The sequence below is a fragment of the Arthrobacter russicus genome, from assembly GCF_031454135.1.
In the GTDB taxonomy this organism is placed as follows: Bacteria; Actinomycetota; Actinomycetes; order Actinomycetales; family Micrococcaceae; genus Renibacterium; species Renibacterium russicum.
This window is the reverse complement of sequence record NZ_JAVDQF010000001.1, coordinates 1,863,939-1,880,653: the sequence shown is the minus strand read 5'-3', so window position 1 is coordinate 1,880,653 and position 16,715 is coordinate 1,863,939. Positions and strand designations below refer to the sequence as shown.

Annotated in this window: 17 protein-coding genes; 15 read left to right on the top strand and 2 right to left on the bottom strand. The window is 65.4% G+C overall.

The annotated features are described in order from the left end of the window. Positions 1-5: 5 nt before the first annotated feature. The gene (locus JOE69_RS08775; protein ID WP_309797886.1) at positions 6-1,172 is read right to left on the bottom strand and encodes a cytochrome P450; all 1,167 of its coding nucleotides are present in this window, start codon (positions 1,170-1,172) and stop codon (positions 6-8) included. Positions 1,173-1,677: 505 nt separating this feature from the next. Between JOE69_RS08775 and JOE69_RS08770 the strand changes: the two genes are divergently transcribed. The 9 genes from JOE69_RS08770 to JOE69_RS08730 all read left to right on the top strand — a co-directional run bounded on the left by JOE69_RS08770 (position 1,678) and on the right by JOE69_RS08730 (position 13,361). After that, entirely contained in the window at positions 1,678-2,925 is a 1,248-nt protein-coding gene (locus JOE69_RS08770; RefSeq protein ID WP_309797883.1) for a cytochrome P450, read from the top strand. 310 nt (positions 2,926-3,235) lie between these two features. Continuing rightward, positions 3,236-4,120, top strand: a complete 885-nt coding sequence (locus tag JOE69_RS08765; protein WP_309797881.1) for a methyltransferase domain-containing protein — start codon at positions 3,236-3,238, stop codon at positions 4,118-4,120. 342 nt (positions 4,121-4,462) lie between these two features. Continuing rightward, a complete protein-coding gene (locus JOE69_RS08760; protein WP_309797879.1) occupies positions 4,463-5,719 on the top strand; it encodes a cytochrome P450 family protein in 1,257 nt (418 codons plus the stop codon). A gap of 37 nt (positions 5,720-5,756) precedes the next feature. Continuing rightward, positions 5,757-7,406, top strand: coding sequence for a carbamoyltransferase N-terminal domain-containing protein (locus JOE69_RS08755; protein ID WP_309797877.1), 1,650 nt, complete (start codon positions 5,757-5,759; stop codon positions 7,404-7,406). Positions 7,407-7,606: 200 nt separating this feature from the next. Beyond that, the gene (locus tag JOE69_RS08750) at positions 7,607-8,665 is read left to right on the top strand and encodes an extracellular solute-binding protein (RefSeq protein ID WP_309797875.1); all 1,059 of its coding nucleotides are present in this window, start codon (positions 7,607-7,609) and stop codon (positions 8,663-8,665) included. 2 nt (positions 8,666-8,667) lie between these two features. Next, positions 8,668-10,272, top strand: coding sequence for an ABC transporter permease (locus JOE69_RS08745; RefSeq protein WP_309797873.1), 1,605 nt, complete (start codon positions 8,668-8,670; stop codon positions 10,270-10,272). After that, positions 10,269-11,390 carry an ABC transporter ATP-binding protein gene (locus JOE69_RS08740; RefSeq protein ID WP_309797871.1) on the top strand — a complete coding sequence of 374 codons (1,122 nt, stop codon included), beginning with the start codon at positions 10,269-10,271 and terminating at the stop codon, positions 11,388-11,390. Before JOE69_RS08745 ends, JOE69_RS08740 begins: the two co-directional genes overlap by 4 nt. 84 nt (positions 11,391-11,474) lie before the next feature. Continuing rightward, positions 11,475-12,029, top strand: coding sequence for a hypothetical protein (locus tag JOE69_RS08735; protein ID WP_309797869.1), 555 nt, complete (start codon positions 11,475-11,477; stop codon positions 12,027-12,029). 117 nt (positions 12,030-12,146) lie between these two features. Further along, positions 12,147-13,361: a beta-ketoacyl-[acyl-carrier-protein] synthase family protein gene (locus tag JOE69_RS08730; protein WP_309797867.1), complete on the top strand. Its 1,215-nt coding sequence runs from the start codon at positions 12,147-12,149 to the stop codon at positions 13,359-13,361. Between the two features lie 16 nt (positions 13,362-13,377). On the opposite strand, the gene JOE69_RS08725 is transcribed toward JOE69_RS08730, so the two are convergent. Next, on the bottom strand, positions 13,378-13,608 hold the full coding sequence (locus JOE69_RS08725; protein ID WP_296362852.1) for a hypothetical protein: 231 nt from the start codon (positions 13,606-13,608) through the stop codon (positions 13,378-13,380). A gap of 150 nt (positions 13,609-13,758) precedes the next feature. Between JOE69_RS08725 and JOE69_RS08720 the strand changes: the two genes are divergently transcribed. The 6 genes from JOE69_RS08720 to JOE69_RS08695 all read left to right on the top strand — a co-directional run bounded on the left by JOE69_RS08720 (position 13,759) and on the right by JOE69_RS08695 (position 16,698). Next, positions 13,759-14,265 carry a hypothetical protein gene (locus tag JOE69_RS08720; protein ID WP_309797864.1) on the top strand — a complete coding sequence of 169 codons (507 nt, stop codon included), beginning with the start codon at positions 13,759-13,761 and terminating at the stop codon, positions 14,263-14,265. 133 nt (positions 14,266-14,398) lie between these two features. Then, the gene (locus JOE69_RS08715; protein ID WP_309801230.1) at positions 14,399-14,857 is read left to right on the top strand and encodes an Asp23/Gls24 family envelope stress response protein; all 459 of its coding nucleotides are present in this window, start codon (positions 14,399-14,401) and stop codon (positions 14,855-14,857) included. Beyond that, positions 14,854-15,045: a DUF2273 domain-containing protein gene (locus JOE69_RS08710; RefSeq protein WP_296362855.1), complete on the top strand. Its 192-nt coding sequence runs from the start codon at positions 14,854-14,856 to the stop codon at positions 15,043-15,045. Before JOE69_RS08715 ends, JOE69_RS08710 begins: the two co-directional genes overlap by 4 nt. After that, positions 15,042-15,461, top strand: a complete 420-nt coding sequence (locus JOE69_RS08705) for a hypothetical protein (protein WP_296362856.1) — start codon at positions 15,042-15,044, stop codon at positions 15,459-15,461. The genes JOE69_RS08710 and JOE69_RS08705 overlap by 4 nt, the downstream gene beginning before the upstream one ends. After that, the gene (locus tag JOE69_RS08700) at positions 15,458-16,090 is read left to right on the top strand and encodes a hypothetical protein (RefSeq protein ID WP_309797861.1); all 633 of its coding nucleotides are present in this window, start codon (positions 15,458-15,460) and stop codon (positions 16,088-16,090) included. The genes JOE69_RS08705 and JOE69_RS08700 overlap by 4 nt, the downstream gene beginning before the upstream one ends. Beyond that, entirely contained in the window at positions 16,087-16,698 is a 612-nt protein-coding gene (locus JOE69_RS08695; protein ID WP_296362858.1) for a hypothetical protein, read from the top strand. The genes JOE69_RS08700 and JOE69_RS08695 overlap by 4 nt, the downstream gene beginning before the upstream one ends. The last annotated feature ends 17 nt before the right edge of the window (positions 16,699-16,715 follow it).

The following is a 16,715-nucleotide window of genomic DNA, read 5'->3' as shown; positions in this document are numbered from 1 at the left end:
CCCGATCACCAGGCCACGGGAAGATCGACCAAGCCGCCGATGAGCGTTTCGTGGCGCAAGCCCAGCTGGTCCACGCCAACGGCCAGATGCAAATCCGGGAACCGCTTGACGAGCTGGGTCAGCACAGTCTGCAGCTGCATCCTGGCGAGTGGCGCACCCACGCAGTAGTGGGCGCCGTAGCCGAACGTGAGGCTGCCGGCCGCGTCGCGGGTGATGTCAATCCGGCCGGCCTCGGCGAACGCTTTCTCATCGTGGTTGGCCGCAATGACGTTCAGCAGGATGAAATCCCCGGCGCGGATCTGCACGCCGTCGATCTCGAAGTCCGCCAGTGCCCATCTGGGCATGCCGCCGTTGTGCGGGTTTGGCATCGACCGTCGCAGCGTCTCTTCCACCGCATTGGGAATCAAGTCCAAGTCGTCCGCCAACGCCGCCCATTGCCCGGGTTCGGCGAGCAGCAGCAAAACACAGGTGCCGATCCGGGCAACCGTCGTTTCGTAGCCGCCGAACAGCAGCAATACGGTCAGCCCGAGGACCTCGTCGTCGGTGATCCCGTCCGTGGCGCAGATCCGAGAGATCGCGTCGTTGCCGGGGTTGCGGCGCTTTTCCGCAACGAGCTGTCTGCAGTAGCCGGACAGACCGTCGAAGCCCTGCTTGGACCAGACCGGGTTGCTGACATTCGCGGCATCCTGCGTCCAGACGCCGAAACGGTCCTTGTCCTCCTGCGGTACGCCGAGCCACTCGCACATCACTTGGAGCGGCAAGCGGAGCGCTAAGGCCTCGCGGAGGTCGACCGGAGGTTCTTGCACGGCAAGGGAGTCCAGCAACTGACCAGTCTGCTTCTCCACGTACGGACGCAGTTCCGCTATCCGTTCCGGGGCGAAATGCGGTTCCAGCAACTCGCGCAGCCGCGCATGGTCCGTGGCGAATCCGCCGAGCAGGCTCGCGAGCAGTGCTGCACCGCCGTCCGCCGCGGCCGATCCGGGATTGTTGCGGCTCAGCCTGCTGTCGTCGAGCAGGTTGCGCACGTGGGCATGGTCGGTGACCAGCCACGCTTCGCCGCCCTGGGGCATGCGCACCCGGTGGACCGGGCCTCCGGACTGGAGCGCACGCAAGCCGGGCGCGAGCTCCAACACATTTTCCTGCTCGAGGGGCAGCTGGACCGGCGTGCTCACTGACGCCTTCCGGAGGTCGCGCCGTGCAGCAGCACCAACAGCTTCCGGCGCTGGGTGGTGCTTGGCGCTGCGAGCCCGATCATCGACGTTTCGAATGTGCTCATGAAAACTCCATATCTGGGGTTCGCGAATTGAAACCGAAATGGGCAGGTTATTGCTGACTGCGCAACTATTTCCGACTATACACAAGGTCGTGTTTTAAACAAGATCACGAACCGTTAAATTAATCGACTGCATTGGAGTTTCTCTCAAAGTGCAAAGATTGTGCAGAACGATGTGCTTTTCATGAAACTTTCATGGGTTCACCATGGCATTTTCATAGGAATCTGCGACTGTATTAGATACAGGACGGTTTTCAGGCCGATTTCCAAATTGATTGACCGACTCGAAAATGGTGTGTCAAAAAAAGGGCGAAGGGTCGGGGAATTGGATCGGCTATCTCATATAGCGCCGACAGCACCGATCGAGGCAAAAAGACGGCAAACACAACAATATTTGGGGGTGAATGATTGTGTCGAACGGTTCTGGCAGGCTGCTCGAAGGTAGGCATTTCGACCCGTACGGTGAACACCGCGACGACCCGTACGCATTCCTATCGGGCGTCTGGGACGACGAGCCAGTTTTCTACGCCCCGTTGCTCGATGCGTGGTGCGTCAGCCGGCGGGAGGACATACTCGCCGTGCTCAAGGACGACGGCGGTTTCTCCACGCGCGACCACAACCCTCGGCCCAAGGTCGCACTGCCGGACGACGTGGCCAAGATGTTCAAGACCTGGCGCGGCTCGGGTGCAGTGGGGGTTGGTTCGCTCGACCCGCCCGAGCACTCCCGCATCCGTGAGGTGCTCAATATCGGGTTCACCCCGGCCCGGGTCAGTGCGTTCGAGCCGACGATGCAGCAGATCGCCGCCGGCCTCGTGGAACAAGCTGCCATGGAAGACGATTTCGAATTCATCTCGACGTTCGCAGTGCCGTATGCGCTCGAGGTGATTTGCCGTCTGCTCGGCATCCCCGAGGAGCAATATGGAAACTGCCGCCGGTGGTCCGAACAGCGCATCGAACTGATGATGCTGCAGCAAGATACCGACCCGGCCCTGCTGCGCGAATACGCCCAGGGCCTGGTTGAGTTCGGCGCGTTTGCCCGGGCGATTGCCGAGGACCGGTTGGCCAACCCCCAAGACGATCTGATCAGCGAGTTGCTGCACAGCGGAAAGTCGGGAAACACGCTTAGTGTTGCCGAAGTCGCCGTGCAGATTCCGACCCTGATCTTCGCGGGCCACATGACGTGCGCCGAGGCGTTGGGCACGATCCTCTACCAGCAGTTGCTCTCGCCTGAGGGCTGGCGACCGGTCGTCGAAGGCACGGTCACCGCGCATGGGCTCGTCGAGGAGGGGCTGCGATTCGACAGTCCGCTCGCCGGCATGTACCGGACGGCCACCCGCGATGTGGTCGTCGGCGACGTCCACTTGATGGAGGGCAGCCGGTTGCTGATGCTCTTCGGTGCCGCGGGCCGCGACGGCCGGGCGCATGCGTGTCCCGCGGCCTTTGCCCCGAACGGCAAGTCTTCGGGGCACCTCGCGTTCGGCTACGGCATCCATTTCTGTCTCGGTGCGGGGTTTGCCAGAGCTGAGCTGAGAGTCGCGGTGCAGGCGATCGCCGCGCGGATGCCCGGGCTGACGCTCGTGCCGGGCCAGGCACCGAAGTACCGCCCGGTATTTCCACTACGCGCGCTGCGCGAGCTGCACGTGCGGCACTGATTACGGGTTGCGCGAAATTCAAATCAAGGGGGATATTACGTAGTTGTGCAGGTGGCGGGAAATTATGTGACGGGTTCTTTGAGTCGGTCTAATTGTTCCTGCCGGCGTTTCGAGCGAAAGCCTATCCGGTCACCATGATTTGCCAATACCCGAATTGCTCCTTCGTGATACTCGGCAACGGATGGAATTCAAGTTTGAATGCGACATGAAAGCGTGAGCGGGGCGGAGTCGATCCAACTCGGGCGATCCCAAATTTTTATGCGGAGGTTCGAGTCTTTTAAGCAGAGTTCCGAATCTTGGAAAGGTAATCATGTCAAATATCTCCAACTCAACACCGGCGGACCTGAATTCACGGGTCAGGGCCCGAGCCGTCGGCCAAGCTCCCTCGCTCGGCGACGTCACGGACGTGTACGACGGGTTCGGCCGGATCTACGGCGCGGCTTGGGGGCCCAACCTCCACTACGGATATTGGGATGACGACGCCGATCGAGCCTCGATCGAGACGGCCACGGATCGGCTCACTGACATGATGATCGAGGGCCTGCGCGGGCAAGCGGGCCAGCGCGTGCTCGACGTCGGCTGCGGCATCGGGCACCCCGCGCTGCGTCTCGTGCAGAAGTCCGGCGTCGACGTCATCGGCATCACGGTCAGCCGCCTACAGGTGGCGCAGGCCAACGAGCTCGCGGCCGGCGCTGGGCTCGCGGACAAGGCGACGTTCCAGTTCGCCGACGCGATGGACATGCCGTTTCCGGATGGCTCGTTCGACTCGGCCTGGGCGTTCGAGTCGATGTGGCACATGCCTGATCGTGCCCAAGTGCTCTCGGAGATCTCCCGCGTGATGCGCCCGGGCGGCCGGCTCGCGATCGCCGACCTGATCGAGCGCGGCCCGGTGAGCCCCCAGGGCCGCAAGGTCCTCGACCACGTTTGCACGAACTACGCGGTGAAGTCGCTCGGCACGATCGAAGAGTACCGGGGGGCGCTACTCGCCCACGGGTTCGTTGACCTGGACATCCGCGACGTCACGGCCAACTGCAACCGCACACTCGCGTTGATGGCCGACGCCGTAGAGACCCGCCGCGATGAGCTGAGCGCGCTGGTCGGCGAGGAGCGCGCCCAGTCGTTGCTCGACTTTATGCGTCTCTCGGCGGTCACACCAGAGCAGGGTTACGTGTTCCTGACCGCGACTCGCGCCTGATGCGCGACGAAAGCCCCAAACCGGAGTTCCGCATGCCAGCGCTAGGCGAACCGGGCGTGCGGCATGGAACACACGAGTATTCGGGGAATTTGGGTCGAGCGCGATCAGGCACTCGCGCAGGTGCCGGACACGTTCGCTGCGGATCGGCAAGCGCGAACCGATTTTTGGAAAGGCAGCCATGGCAATTGATTCACACTCAACACTGACCGGGCTGGAGCACGAGTACCCTGGGTCTTCGGCCGAGCGCCGGCCGACGCGGATTCCGCCACTCGCGGACCGGGCGCTGGGCGCGGTATGAAGGACCAACGGCCTGAAGCCGGGTTTCCTGCGCCTCGAGAAGCAGTGTTCGGCCAGCGCGCGTTGCGCAATCCCGAATCCGCGCTATTGGAACTCGATGCGGCGTTCGTACAGGACCCGTACGCGGTCTACGCGAAGCTCAGTGCCAAGGGCTCTGCGCATCGAGTACGAATGCCGCCCGGGGTGCCGTTGATCGGCGGGCTGCCGGTTTGGGTGATCACCGGGTACGACGCCGTGCGCGCGGCGTTCGCGGACCCCAGGCTGAGCACCGACCTGGATCGCATCGATGGGCTGCTCGCACAGAAGGAACCGGACAGCAGCAAGCGCGGAGGCTTCTCCAAGGACATCGCGAGCCATATGTTGCACACCGACCAGCCGGACCACACCAGACTTCGCAAGCTCGTCGGCAAGGCCTTCACCGGCCGTGCGGTCCAAGCGCTGCGGCCGCAGATCCAAACGGTCGTCGACGAATTGGTCGAGGCGCTCAATGACCACGACGAGGTCGATTTCCTGGATGCCTTCGCGTTCCCCTTGCCAATCCGGGTGATCTGCCTGCTGCTGGGCGTGCCGGTCGAGGAGCAGGGCGATTTCAAGGACTGGTCAAGCGCGCTCGTCTCGGGACACTCTCCGGAACAAGCCAATGCTGCAGCTGAGGCAGTCGCCGGCTATCTTGCCGGTCTGATCGAACGCAAACGCCACGCCACCTCCGACGACGACCTCCTCACGGCGCTGGTGGCGGCGCATGACGTCGACGACCGGCTCACCACGGCGGAACTGATCTCGACTGCCTACCTGATGTTCATCGCAGGTTTTGAAACCACCCTCAACGCGCTGGGCAACGGCACGCTGCACCTGATGAGCCACCGCGACCAGTGGGACGCGCTGCGCGACCACCGCAGCTTGCTGCCTGGCGCCGTCGAGGAGCTCCTCCGGCTGGAGAGTCCGCTCAAACACGCGACATTCCGCTGCGCCAAGGAGAACCTGCGCGTCGGCAACGCGCACATCCTGGCCGGCGACTTCGTGCTCCTCGCGATCGCGTCCGCCAATCACGACCCGCTGCGGTTCAGCGACCCGCAAGCGCTCGACGTCCGCCGGTCTGCCGCCGGCCATTTGGCCTTCGGTCACGGCATCCATCACTGTCTCGGGGCGCCACTCGCGCGGATCGAAGTCCAGATGGCGTTTCATTCGCTGCTCGACGCTTTCCCCGACATGACCCTCGCCGTCGACCCTGTCGACTTGCGGTGGCGCAACAGCACGATCATCCGAGGGCTCGAATCACTTCCGGTACGACTGAACCGGTAGCCATTTTTCATCGCAATAGAAGGGGTGTGAAGAAGCAATGCGGATATGCGGAATCAAGGCATCACACGACGGCGGCATCGCGGTCATCGAGGACGGGAGGCTTCTTTTCAGCTACGAGATCGAGAAGTTGGGCAACGGCGAACGGTACTCCGCGCTCGGGGACCTCGACCGCGTGACCGAGATCCTCGCTGCGGAGGGTCTTGAGCCTTCCGACATCGACCAGTTCGTGGTCGACGGCTGGTACTCGACCGATGCCGGCGGCGAGGTCGCGGTGGCGCTCTCCGCCGGCGGTGATCCGATCCAGCTCCGGGTCGCGCCGTACGTCGAGACCGGCGGCGACGCACTGGACCGGTACGCATTCGGCAGCCCCGGCCTGGGCGAGTACGCGAGCTACCACCACGTGGCCAACCACCTCATCGGCGCCTATGTCTCCAGCCCGTCCGCGGCCAAGGGCCAGGACGCATTCGTCCTGGTCTGGGACGGCATCATCCCGCCGCGGCTATACCTGGTCCGTGCGGAAACCCGCGAGGTGTTGTTCCTCGAGGTGCTCATGCCGGTCTTCGGCGGCAGTTTCGCGGCCTTCTGCGCGCGGTTCGAGCCGTTCCTGCGCCCGTTCGAGGACATGACCTCGGAGCCGGCCATCCGACACCACCTGTCAGTCGCGGGGAAAGCCATGGCCTATGCGGCCAAAGGCGTCGTCGATACCACTACGTTCGGCGTCTTCGACGGGCTGATGGCAGAGCTCAGTGATATCACTGTCGACCGGGTAGGCGAGTTGGGGGACCGGGTCGCCGCCGAGCGTGAGCAGTTGTTTCCGGGCCTTTCCAACGCGGATCTCATCGCTAGCTACCAGGCCTACCTCGGCCAGAAGCTGCTCGACCGCCTCACCTCGGCGGTGCAGCGCCGGTTCCCGGGTGGCGGCCACAACCTGGTGATGGGCGGCGGCTGCGCGCTCAACATCAAATGGAACACCGCGATTCGGGCTAGCGGGGTCTTCCGGGACGTCTTCATCCCGCCCTTCCCCAATGATGCCGGTGCGGCGATCGGCACTGCGGCCTGTGAGATGTTTCGGAACGGCCACACGGCACTGGATTGGGACGTCTACCGTGGTCCGAAAATCGCCGTCGGTACGCTCCCGGGTGGTTGGCGTGCTCGGTCGTGCGACGAGCGGGAGCTGGCGGAACTGCTGCATGCCGAGGACGAACCGGTCGTCGTGCTGTCTGGCCGCGCGGAACTTGGCCCCCGGGCCTTGGGCAACCGCAGCATCATTGCGCCCGCGACCAGCACGCAGATGAAAGACCGCCTCAACGACATCAAAAACCGTGCCTCGTATCGCCCGGTAGCGCCGATCTGCCTGGAGGATCGCGCCCCTGAGGTCTTCGAACCCGGTACGCCCGACCCGTACATGATCTTCGAGCACCGCATGCGACCGGGCTGGGCCGAGCGCGTCCCGGCGATCGTGCATCTTGACGGCACTGCGCGGCTGCAGACCATCAAGTCCACCCAGGACACCGCTACCGTCCGGATCCTGATGCACTACGCGGAGCTCAGCGGGGTGCCGGTACTGTGCAATACCAGTGCGAACTTGGAGGGGCGCGGCTTCTTCCCCGACGTCGAGTCGGCGGCCAAATGGGGCGGCACGAAATACATCTGGTGCGAAGGCACGCTGTACACCAAGGAGGGTTGATTTCGGGGCCCTGATCCGCGCCGGCTCGGAGTCCATATTTGTAGCATGGCTTGTTTTCAGCCAATTCTAAGGATAGCCTTATCTAACAAGGCGGTGGGGGGCGTCCTTGGATCTGGCGTTGCTTTTCCGGAAGCGAGGCAGATTGCGCTCCACCATGGCCGACGTCGTTGTCGAACTTGAACCAGGTGGAGGAACCTCCTATGCGAATTGCTTTTCGTCCGGCCCCGGTGCTGGCGGCCGCGGTGCTGGCCTTGAGCCTCGCCGCTTGCGGGTCCAATGCGACCCCCGCGGCCAGCCCCTCAGGATCTACTGAATCCGACAACGGCCCGTTGGTCGTATATTCGGGTCGTGACGAAAAGCTGGTCGGTCCGTTGATTGCCCAATTCGAAAAGGACACCGGGATCAAAACCGAGGTGCGTTACGCCGGAAGCGCCGCTCAAGCGCAGCTGTTGCTGACCGAACGGGACAACTCGCCGGCCCAAGTGTTCCTTTCCCAGGAATCGGGTGCCCTGGGCCTGCTGGCTCAGGCGGGCTTGTTGGGCGGATTGTCGGAAACTGCCCTCGCCAAGGTCCCGGAGGCGTACCGGGCAGCGGACAAGACCTGGGTCGGCCTGACCGGGCGCGCCCGGGTGGTGGCCTACGATTCCAGCCAGGTCTCCGTCGGGGAGGTGCCGGACACGGCAGCCGCGATGATCGACCCGAAGTGGAAAGGCCAGATCGGGGTCACTCCCGGAAACGCCTCCTTCATCGCGTTCGTCACTGCCATGCGCCTGACCGACGGTGAAGCGAAGACCGCGCAGTGGTTGAAGGCGCTGGCCGACAATGGCGTCAAAAGCTACGAAAAGAACAGCGGGATCCTCCAAGCGGTCGAAAGCGGCGAGATCAAACTGGGGCTGACCAATCATTACTACTGGTTCTCGGCGGCAGCAGAACAGGGTGCGGACAATATGCGGGCCAAGATCAAGTACGGTGCGCCCGGCGACGTAGCTGCCCTGGTCAACGTCACCGGCGTCGGCCTGCTGAAGAAAGCTGCGCAGAACCCCAACGCACAAGCTTTTGTCGACTACTTGCTTTCCGAGGCCGGGCAGAAATACTTCGTCGAGAAGCAATTCGAGTACCCTTTGGTCCCGGGCGTGGCTGGTCCGCAGGGCGTGCCGGAACTGGCGTCGTTGCAGGGTCCGAAGATCGACCTGTCTGATCTGGACTCCGTCGAGCAAAGCGCCAAGCTCATCGACGAAGCCGGAATTTCAGTCGGCTGACCGTGATTTCCGCCCGGGCGGGCCGGGCCGGAGCTGATTTCCGCCCGGCCCGCCCACCGCTGCGACGGCGTCGGACCGGCCCGTCGAAGGTCTTGCTGTTCCTCGCCGCCACCGGAATGCTCTTCGTGGCCTTTCCGGTGGTCTTCCTGATCGTGGAGCTCCTGGGCCAGCCGGATGGCGCTGCTTGGAATGCGCTGCAGCGCCCCCGCACCTGGGAGCTGGTCCGCAGCACCTTGGTGTTGGTGGCCGCGGTGACTGCGGGGACCCTTGCGGTGGGGATCCCCACCGCATTCCTGCTGGCCCGGACCACGTTGGCGATCCGGTCCTTCTGGATGGTGGCGACGACCTTGCCGTTGGCGATCCCTTCATATGTGGCCGGTTTCGCCTGGGTGTCCTTCACTCCGTTGCGTGGTTTTTGGGGATCGTTCCTGGTCTTGTTCCTGGTCTCGGTGCCGTATGTGACGATGCCGGTCACCGCGGCACTCCGACGGGTGGACCGGGACGCCGAATCCGTGGCCAGGACGCTCGGCGCCGGACCGCTGCGGGCCTTTTGCAGCACCACGCTCCCGCAAATCGCACCGGCCGCCGGTGCCGGCGCCCTGCTCGTGGCGCTCTACACGCTCTCCGACTTCGGCGTGGTCGCGATCATGCGCTACCCGGCGCTCACCTGGGCCGTCCAAACTGCTTTCTCTGGAACCTTCAACCGGGCACTTGCCATCGTGTTTTCCTTGCTCATCGTCGCGCTCGCCCTCTTGATCGTGCTGGCCGAACGCGCGGTGCGTCGCCGCGCGGTGGTGTACGACAAGGTGCGCGCGATCGACGACGGCGGCAGGTGGCGGCTCGCCCTTCCGGGCCAAATCGCTGCCGGAACCGGATTGGCCGTGGTCTTTTCGGCTGCCGTGGGGGTGCCGGTCGTGGTGCTCGTGGATCGGATCCTGCGCAGCGTCGCGGACTGGGACCTCGAAGTCGGCCGGTTGGCCCAGGCAGCCGGGGCGACCGTCGCTTTCGGACTCGCGGGCGCATTCTTGGCCACGCTGGTGGCGTTGCCGGTGAGCATCCTCGCCGCGCGGCACCGGGCCCGATCGGTCTCCGTGCTGGAAACCGGAACCTATCTGGGCCATGGCCTGCCCGGGATCGTCTTGGGTCTGTCGATGGTGTATCTGGTGCTGACGTTGGCCCCGGCTTTCTACCAGAGCATCGGAGTCCTGATCCTTGCCTACGGGATCTTGTTCGTACCCAAGGCCTCCGGATCGGTCCGCTCGGCGATCATGCAAGTGCCGCGCAACCTCGAAGACGCCGCGCGGACCTCCGGATACTCGGCCTGGCGTACCGCGCTGACCGTGACGCTGCCCCTCGCTTGGCCGGGGATTGCGGCCGGCGCGATGCTGGTGGCCTTGACCGTGATGAAGGAACTGCCGGCCACTCTGATGCTGCGGCCGATCGGCACCGACACCCTGGCCACCCGGCTGTGGCAGTTGACCGACATTTCTGCCTATGGCGCGGCAGCACCCTATGCGATCTTGTTGATCCTCGTGGGCAGCGGGCCGGTGCTGTTGTTGGCCTGGGTTCCGGGCAATCGCCGGCCGACGGCTGCGGGTGCGGCATGATCCGGCCTCCCGTCGGCCCGGGGCCGATCGCATTGGCGGTGCGCGGGCTCGTGGTCGGGCATCCAGGGGCGGCACCGGTTCTGGACGGCATCGATCTGGCCGTCGACCAGGGCGAGTTGCTCGCGGTTCTGGGGCCGAGCGGCTGTGGCAAGACCACGTTCCTCCGCACGCTGGCCGGGCTCTTGGCAGCGCGGGCCGGCCAGGTGGAAATCGACGGCCGCCTGGTCGTCGATGGACCGCGTGCGGTGGCTCCGGAGCACCGTCGGATCGGGCTGGTTCCCCAGGATGCGGCCTTGTTCCCGCATCGGACGGTCGCGGCGAATGTCGGGTTCGGCCTGCGTCGCCGGGACCAGCCGGACCGGAGCCGGCAAGCGCGGCACGGTCGGATCGCGGAGATGCTGGACTTGGTCGGGCTCGCCGATTTCGCCGTCCGCTACCCGCACGAACTTTCCGGTGGGCAGCGGCAGCGGGTAGCCCTGGCCAGGGCGCTCGCGCCGGAGCCGTCGCTGGTCCTGCTGGATGAACCATTCGGCGCCCTCGATGCTGCGCTGCGGGTCGGGTTGAAAGCCGAGGTGGGCCAGATCCTGCGGGCGTCCGGAGCCACCGCGGTCCTGGTGACCCACGACCAGGACGAAGCGCTCTCCATGGCGCAACGGCTTGCCTTGATGCGCGATGGCGGGATCGTCCAGGTCGGCGCGCCCCAAGAGATGTATTCTCGGCCGCGCGACGAATGGGTGGCCGGCTTCCTGGGCGAGTGCACGGTGCTCGACGGCGACAGCGATGGGAAGCGGGTCAGCTCGGTGCTCGGTGTGTTCCCGTTTGCTGCGGCCCCGGGTCCGGTGCGAATCGTGGTCCGTCCCGAGCAAATCCGGATCCTGGACCCGGAAAATCCCGGCGCCGCCGGGATCGTCCAGGACGTGGAATACCGGGGGCACTCCACGTTGTACCGGGTGGTTGTGGCGCCTACCGGTAGCACGGTGCTGGCCCGGGTGCCAGGTCTGCCCGGCCATCGGATCGGGGATCGGGTGAGCTTGGGCGGCGCGGCCGGATTCCACGTGCTCCCGAAGGCTGAATCGCAGGGACGGGCGGGGGAGCCGGTCAAACCGCAGACCGATTGAAGGGGCACAGGAGCTACACAGCTTTGCTATAATTCCAGAGTATTTACTTTATTGCCCTGGATGCTCACCTGCTTGAAGGACGACATGAAAAACCTCATCGTGAAGGCTGCCTTCGTGGCGGTGCTCACCGCTCCGCTGGCCCTGGCCGCCTGCTCCGGCCCGACCGCGGAAAATTCCGCAGCCGCAACCCAGTCCGCCGGCTCGCAATCGACCGGCACCGACGCCGCAACGAACCCGGGGGCAGCGGCGCAGACGCCCGCCGGCAACGGGTCGGGCCCGATCGCCAACCCGAAGTCGGAAATCCTGATCGGTTTGAAGGAGCGCCTCGAGGCCAAGCCGGAATTCGCCGGACTGCCTGATTCCTGCAAGGCCACGGCCACCCGGATGATGGTGGGCCTCGCCGCGCCGCTGGCCTCGGCCATGGAAGAGATCAAACCGGGCAATGTGCAAAAGGCCAAAGACGCGATTGCGGAAGTCCAGGGCACCACTCCGCCGGAACTCGAACCGACGTTCAGCAAGCTCGAGGCCATGGTCGATCAGCCCACGGCCAACTTCGATCAGGCCGGATTCGAAACCGCGTTCACGCCGATCAGCGATTGGCTGAGCAAGAACTGCAACGGATTCTCCGCGCAGTCCTGAGCCGGGTTCCCGGGCCGAGTTCCCGGGGCCGATTGGGTGGTCCAGACAAAATTACCGGGTGAAATCTTGTCGCCCTGGCTGCCCGCCATCGTGGGCTGCGCGTGAAAGGCTGTGGAAATGGCAGCTCAAGAGCGGGTGGCAATCACTGGACTCGGCGCGATCACCCCGCAAGGCGGGTCGGTGGCGCAGATGTGGCAAGGCATGGCGGCGGGGCTGCCCGGAGTGAGCCGGCTGCCCGAAGCTTGGGCGGCCGGCCTTCCGGTGCAGATCGGCGGTACGGTGCCGGCAGGTTTCGAGGACCGGCTCTCGGTACGGGAACAGCGCCGGTTGGACCGGGTGGAACAGTTCGCGTTGTTGGCCGGGCGTGAGGCCTGGGCCGATGCGGGCGAGCCGGAGGTCGACCCCTTCCGGCTGGCCGTCGTGGTCGGCACCGGGATCGGCGGCTTGACCACGACGCTCGAACAGGAACACGTCCGCCTGGAGTCCGGCCCCCGACGGGTCTCGCCGCACACCGTGACCATGCTGATGTCCAATGGCTCTGCGGCCTGGTTGTCCATGGACATCGGGGCCAAGGCGGGGGCACGGACCACGGTGAGTGCCTGCGCCTCCGGTTCCGAAGCGATCGCGCTGGGCCGGGAGATGATTCTGGCCGGCTCAGCCGACGTCGTCCTGGTCGGCGGCGCGGAAGCCTGCATCGCACCGCTCACCGTCGCCGCCTTCGCCCAGATGCGGGCGATGTCCAAACGCAATGACGATCCCGCCGCCGCCTCACGGCCGTTCGACGCGGATCGCGACGGCTTCGTACTCGGCGAAGGCGCGGCGATGCTGGTCTTGGAGCGCGAGGCCTTCGCCAAAGCCCGCGGGGCGACGGTCCATGGCTTCGTCGATGGCGCCATGGTCACCTCAGATGCGCTGGACATCGTTGCTGCAGATCCGCAGAATCAGGCGCGGACGATTTCGGCGGCGCTGCGCTCCGCCGGGGTCGACGCGCAGGACGTCGGCTTCATCCATGCGCATGCCACTTCGACGCCGCTCGGCGATCAGAACGAAATCATCGCGCTTGCCGAATCGATCGGCAAGGCGGTCCCGGTGACCTCGACGAAATCGATGACCGGGCACTTGTTGGGCGCTTCAGGCGCGCTCAGCTCGGTGGCTGTGCTGTGCGCGATGCGGGACGGCGTGATTCCGCCGACGACCAACCTCGACCGTTTGGATCCGGAGATCGACGCCGATGTGGTGACCTCGCTCCGGCAGGTGCAGAGCCGGGTGGCGGTAGTCAACGCCTTCGGCTTCGGCGGGCACAACGCGACCTTGGTGTTCCGCCGCGACTGAGCCGGGCCGGGCGCCGCTATTCGTCCGCGTCCTCGGGTAGCTTGACCGGTCGCCACGGTGCGGGACGCACGACGGCGATCCCAGTGTCCAGGTCGATCGAGACCCGCTGCCGGTTCCCGTGGTCCGGCGAGTCGACCGTGACCGGCAAGACCTGCTGCCGGACTTCCTCCGCCATCTGATGCGCCCGGCCGGGGTTGAAGATCGAATCCAATGCATTGAAACTGCTGCCGAATGGTCCGCTGCTCATGATGCCCCCTCAAAGATCCAGTTGCCCTATTGTCCCCCGGACCTTGCCCGGTTGACAGCCCGGGCTGCCCTGTTCCGCAGGGCGCCGCGGTTTCTAGGCTGATTTCCGCACGGTTATGCCGAATCCGCGATTTTGAAGGACTGAGCCACCATGAACTCGATTGCTCCCAAGGCCAAGCAGGCACTGCTCGTCCTCCTTGCGGTCAGCAGCCTCGGCTTGACCGGTTGCCTGCAGAATTTCGTGCCGGGGGCGGGCCCTTCTGCTGCGTCGGGTCCGGACGCCGGATCGGTTCGGTCCCCGGATCAGGAGCCCAGGGAATCCGGAGTGGAATCCCCGCCGGGCAGCTCCGGCCTGGCCGGTGCCGGCGGATTCCTGGGGCCCGGCGGCGACGCCTGCATCGCGGTGGAATCTGCCACTGCGACGCTGACCCTGGTGCCATTCTCCGCACTTGGCGGCGGGGATTTGGGCAAGGCCGATGAAACGCTCGAAGGCCTGTTGGCGAAGGTCCCGGATGAGCTCAAGTCGCATCTGGCGGCATTGCAGCAGGTCAGCGCCAACTTCGCGGCCGATCCGTCCAATTTCGATGCCGGTGCTTGGCGCAACGAGATGCAGGCCATCGGCAGTTGGATCTCGGAAAAGTGCACTCTGCCGAAATGATCTGAGCCTCGCCGCTGAACTCGCCGATCCGGACCCGCCCGCGCAGTAGGGTTGGAGGTAAAGTCGAGTAATGAGTCCAGCTGCTTGAGGAGGCCCGGTGAGTGACCCAGTAACGGAACGGCCCGGCACCGGGATGCCGCCCGCGGCCGCCGGACGGACCGTGATCTCGGATTCCGCGGTGGCAAAAGTCGCCGGCATCGCAGCACGTGGTGTGCCCGGGGTCTATGCGCTGGGGTCCGGTTCGACCAGGGCGATCGGCGCGATCCGTGAAGTAGTCGGCGCGGCCGATTTGTCGCAGGGGATCCGCGTCGAGGTCGGCGAGACCCAGGTCGCCGTCGACGTCGATCTGGTGGCCGAGTACGGAAGCCCGTTGCAGGATGTGGCCAACCGGGTCCGGGCCGAGGTGTACCGCTCGGTCCAGGAGCTGGTCGGGCTGCATGTCATCGAAGTGAACGTCGAGGTCAATGACGTGCATATCGGATGGGCCGAGGCCGCAAAGGCTCCGGTCAAAGCCAAAACGCCCGAGCTAGCCAACCGTGGCAGCAAAGCTTCGAGTCCCGAGCAGCACCAACCCAGTGGGGAGTCAGCATGAATTACACCGTGATCGGCATTGGCGCAGGGGCTTTCTTGGCCTTCATGGCGTTCGCCTTCGGGTTCTGGGGGTTTTTGGTCGCGATCCTGTTCATGGCGGTCGGCGCAGTCCTGGGCCGGGCCGCCGAAGGCAAACTTGATCTGCGCGGGGTCCTGGACGCGCTGACCGGACGGCGCTCCTCGTCATGAGCGGCACCCGTGAGCGGGCCGGTTCCGCCGCCGATCCGGCAGGGCAGAGCCCGACGTCGGAAAGTCCGGAACTCGCCGGGCACAACCGGATCAGCACCCAGGCGTTGACCAGCGTCGCGCAAGCGGCAGCAGCGGAGACTTTCGGCGTTCAGCCATCCGAGGTGCGGGTCAGTTTCTCCGATGACGCCGGCCAGCTGGCGATCGCCCTGGCCACGCCGATCCGGGTCCCCGGTTTGTCCTCGGTGCTCGGCGATGCGGGCCGGGTGGGCCGCTTCGGCGGTTCGATCTGGCAGCGGACCATCGCGGCGAAAAAAGGGGTTCTGGACCAGGTCGGGTATCTGACCGGATCGCAGATCAGCAAAGTGGACATCCGGATCACCGGAGTGCGGCAACAGCACAAGGGAGGGCTCGGATGAGTTCCACGGACGTTCTGGAGCCGTTCCGCGCGGAGCCGCCGGCCCAGCCGGCATCGGGCCTGGATATGGACCGGGTAGTGCGCCGGGAGTTGTCTTCCTCGCGGGCGATCCTCTCCGGCATAGCCGCCTTCATCGTGACCGTATTGGCCATTTACGCCTTGCTCGAAACCGGCTTGCGGATTGCCAATCAGCCCGCCTGGCTGATCGATCCGCAAACGGCGCTCGACCGGCTCGCGCAGCTGCCGCAAGGCCTTAATCCGCTCTTGCTCGGCGTCATCGGTGCGGTCCTGCTGCTGCTGGGGTTGATTTTCTTCTGCAATGGCGTCTTCAAAAGCCGGCGCGCCAGGCACACTTTGGCCGATCCCCGGATCGCAGTCGTGGTGGACGACGAGGTGATCGCTTCGGCACTGGCGCGCCGCGCCCGGCTGGCCGCCGGGGTGACCCAGGAGCAGGTCGTGGTCGTCGTGTCCAAGCGCGCGGTAGTGGTCAACCTCCGGCCGACGTCGGGGGTGCCGCTGGACCACGACGCAATCAAGACCGCGATCGAGCAGGAACTCCAAGCCATGGCCCCCAACCCGCTGCCACAAGTTCGGGTCAACATTGCCGTTGCGGGGGTGATCGGAGTATGAACGAAACCCCCCGGGTCGCCAACCGGATCCTGTTGACCATTTTCGGGCTCGTGCTTTTGGCCGCCGGAGCCCTGGCGATTGCGCTCGCCGCGATCCCCGGTTTCGCTGCCTGGTGGCAGGGTTGGGCCGGACCGTTGGTGCGTCAGCTCCGCGATATTGCGGCGAATACCTCGTTGCCCGGTCAGAACAGCAGCCTGATCTGGATCGGCGTAGCCGTGGCCTTGGTCCTGCTGATCATCGGGATGATCGCCTGGGTGGCGAATCAGGGCAAAGGCCGGACCACGGTGCTCGCGGCCGACGAGGAAAGCGGTGAGGCCGAGGGCCTGGTGTCGATCAACGGCAGCGTCGCCGAGCAATTGCTGCGGCAAGCGCTCGGCGAGCGGGGCGATCTGCTCGGCGCCACGGTGACGACCTACGAGGTCAAGGGGCAGCCCGGCCTCAAGGTGCGGGTGCTGCCCCGGCAGGGCGTGGCTCCGCACAAGGTGGCGGCCGAGGTCTCCGGACTGGTGGCCGCGCTCGACGAGCTTCTGGGGCAGCGTACACCGGTGCTGTTGAGCATCGGCAGCGGTGCCCGGACCCGGTTCACCAAAGCCGAACGCGTCCGCTGACCGCACGGGTCGCGGTC

What these genes read in the sequence shown, in the direction of transcription:
- JOE69_RS08770 (WP_309797883.1), top strand. Translation starts at nt 1,678, where the DNA reads ATGATTGTGTCGAACGGTTCTGGCAGGCTGCTCGAAGGTAGGCATTTC.
- JOE69_RS08765 (WP_309797881.1), top strand. Translation starts at nt 3,236, where the DNA reads ATGTCAAATATCTCCAACTCAACACCGGCGGACCTGAATTCACGGGTC.
- JOE69_RS08755 (WP_309797877.1), top strand. Translation starts at nt 5,757, where the DNA reads ATGCGGATATGCGGAATCAAGGCATCACACGACGGCGGCATCGCGGTC.
- JOE69_RS08750 (WP_309797875.1), top strand. Translation starts at nt 7,607, where the DNA reads ATGCGAATTGCTTTTCGTCCGGCCCCGGTGCTGGCGGCCGCGGTGCTG.
- JOE69_RS08740 (WP_309797871.1), top strand. Translation starts at nt 10,269, where the DNA reads ATGATCCGGCCTCCCGTCGGCCCGGGGCCGATCGCATTGGCGGTGCGC.
- JOE69_RS08735 (WP_309797869.1), top strand. Translation starts at nt 11,475, where the DNA reads ATGAAAAACCTCATCGTGAAGGCTGCCTTCGTGGCGGTGCTCACCGCT.
- JOE69_RS08730 (WP_309797867.1), top strand. Translation starts at nt 12,147, where the DNA reads ATGGCAGCTCAAGAGCGGGTGGCAATCACTGGACTCGGCGCGATCACC.
- JOE69_RS08725 (WP_296362852.1), bottom strand. Translation starts at nt 13,608, where the DNA reads ATGAGCAGCGGACCATTCGGCAGCAGTTTCAATGCATTGGATTCGATC.
- JOE69_RS08720 (WP_309797864.1), top strand. Translation starts at nt 13,759, where the DNA reads ATGAACTCGATTGCTCCCAAGGCCAAGCAGGCACTGCTCGTCCTCCTT.
- JOE69_RS08715 (WP_309801230.1), top strand. Translation starts at nt 14,399, where the DNA reads ATGCCGCCCGCGGCCGCCGGACGGACCGTGATCTCGGATTCCGCGGTG.
- JOE69_RS08710 (WP_296362855.1), top strand. Translation starts at nt 14,854, where the DNA reads ATGAATTACACCGTGATCGGCATTGGCGCAGGGGCTTTCTTGGCCTTC.
- JOE69_RS08705 (WP_296362856.1), top strand. Translation starts at nt 15,042, where the DNA reads ATGAGCGGCACCCGTGAGCGGGCCGGTTCCGCCGCCGATCCGGCAGGG.
- JOE69_RS08700 (WP_309797861.1), top strand. Translation starts at nt 15,458, where the DNA reads ATGAGTTCCACGGACGTTCTGGAGCCGTTCCGCGCGGAGCCGCCGGCC.
- JOE69_RS08695 (WP_296362858.1), top strand. Translation starts at nt 16,087, where the DNA reads ATGAACGAAACCCCCCGGGTCGCCAACCGGATCCTGTTGACCATTTTC.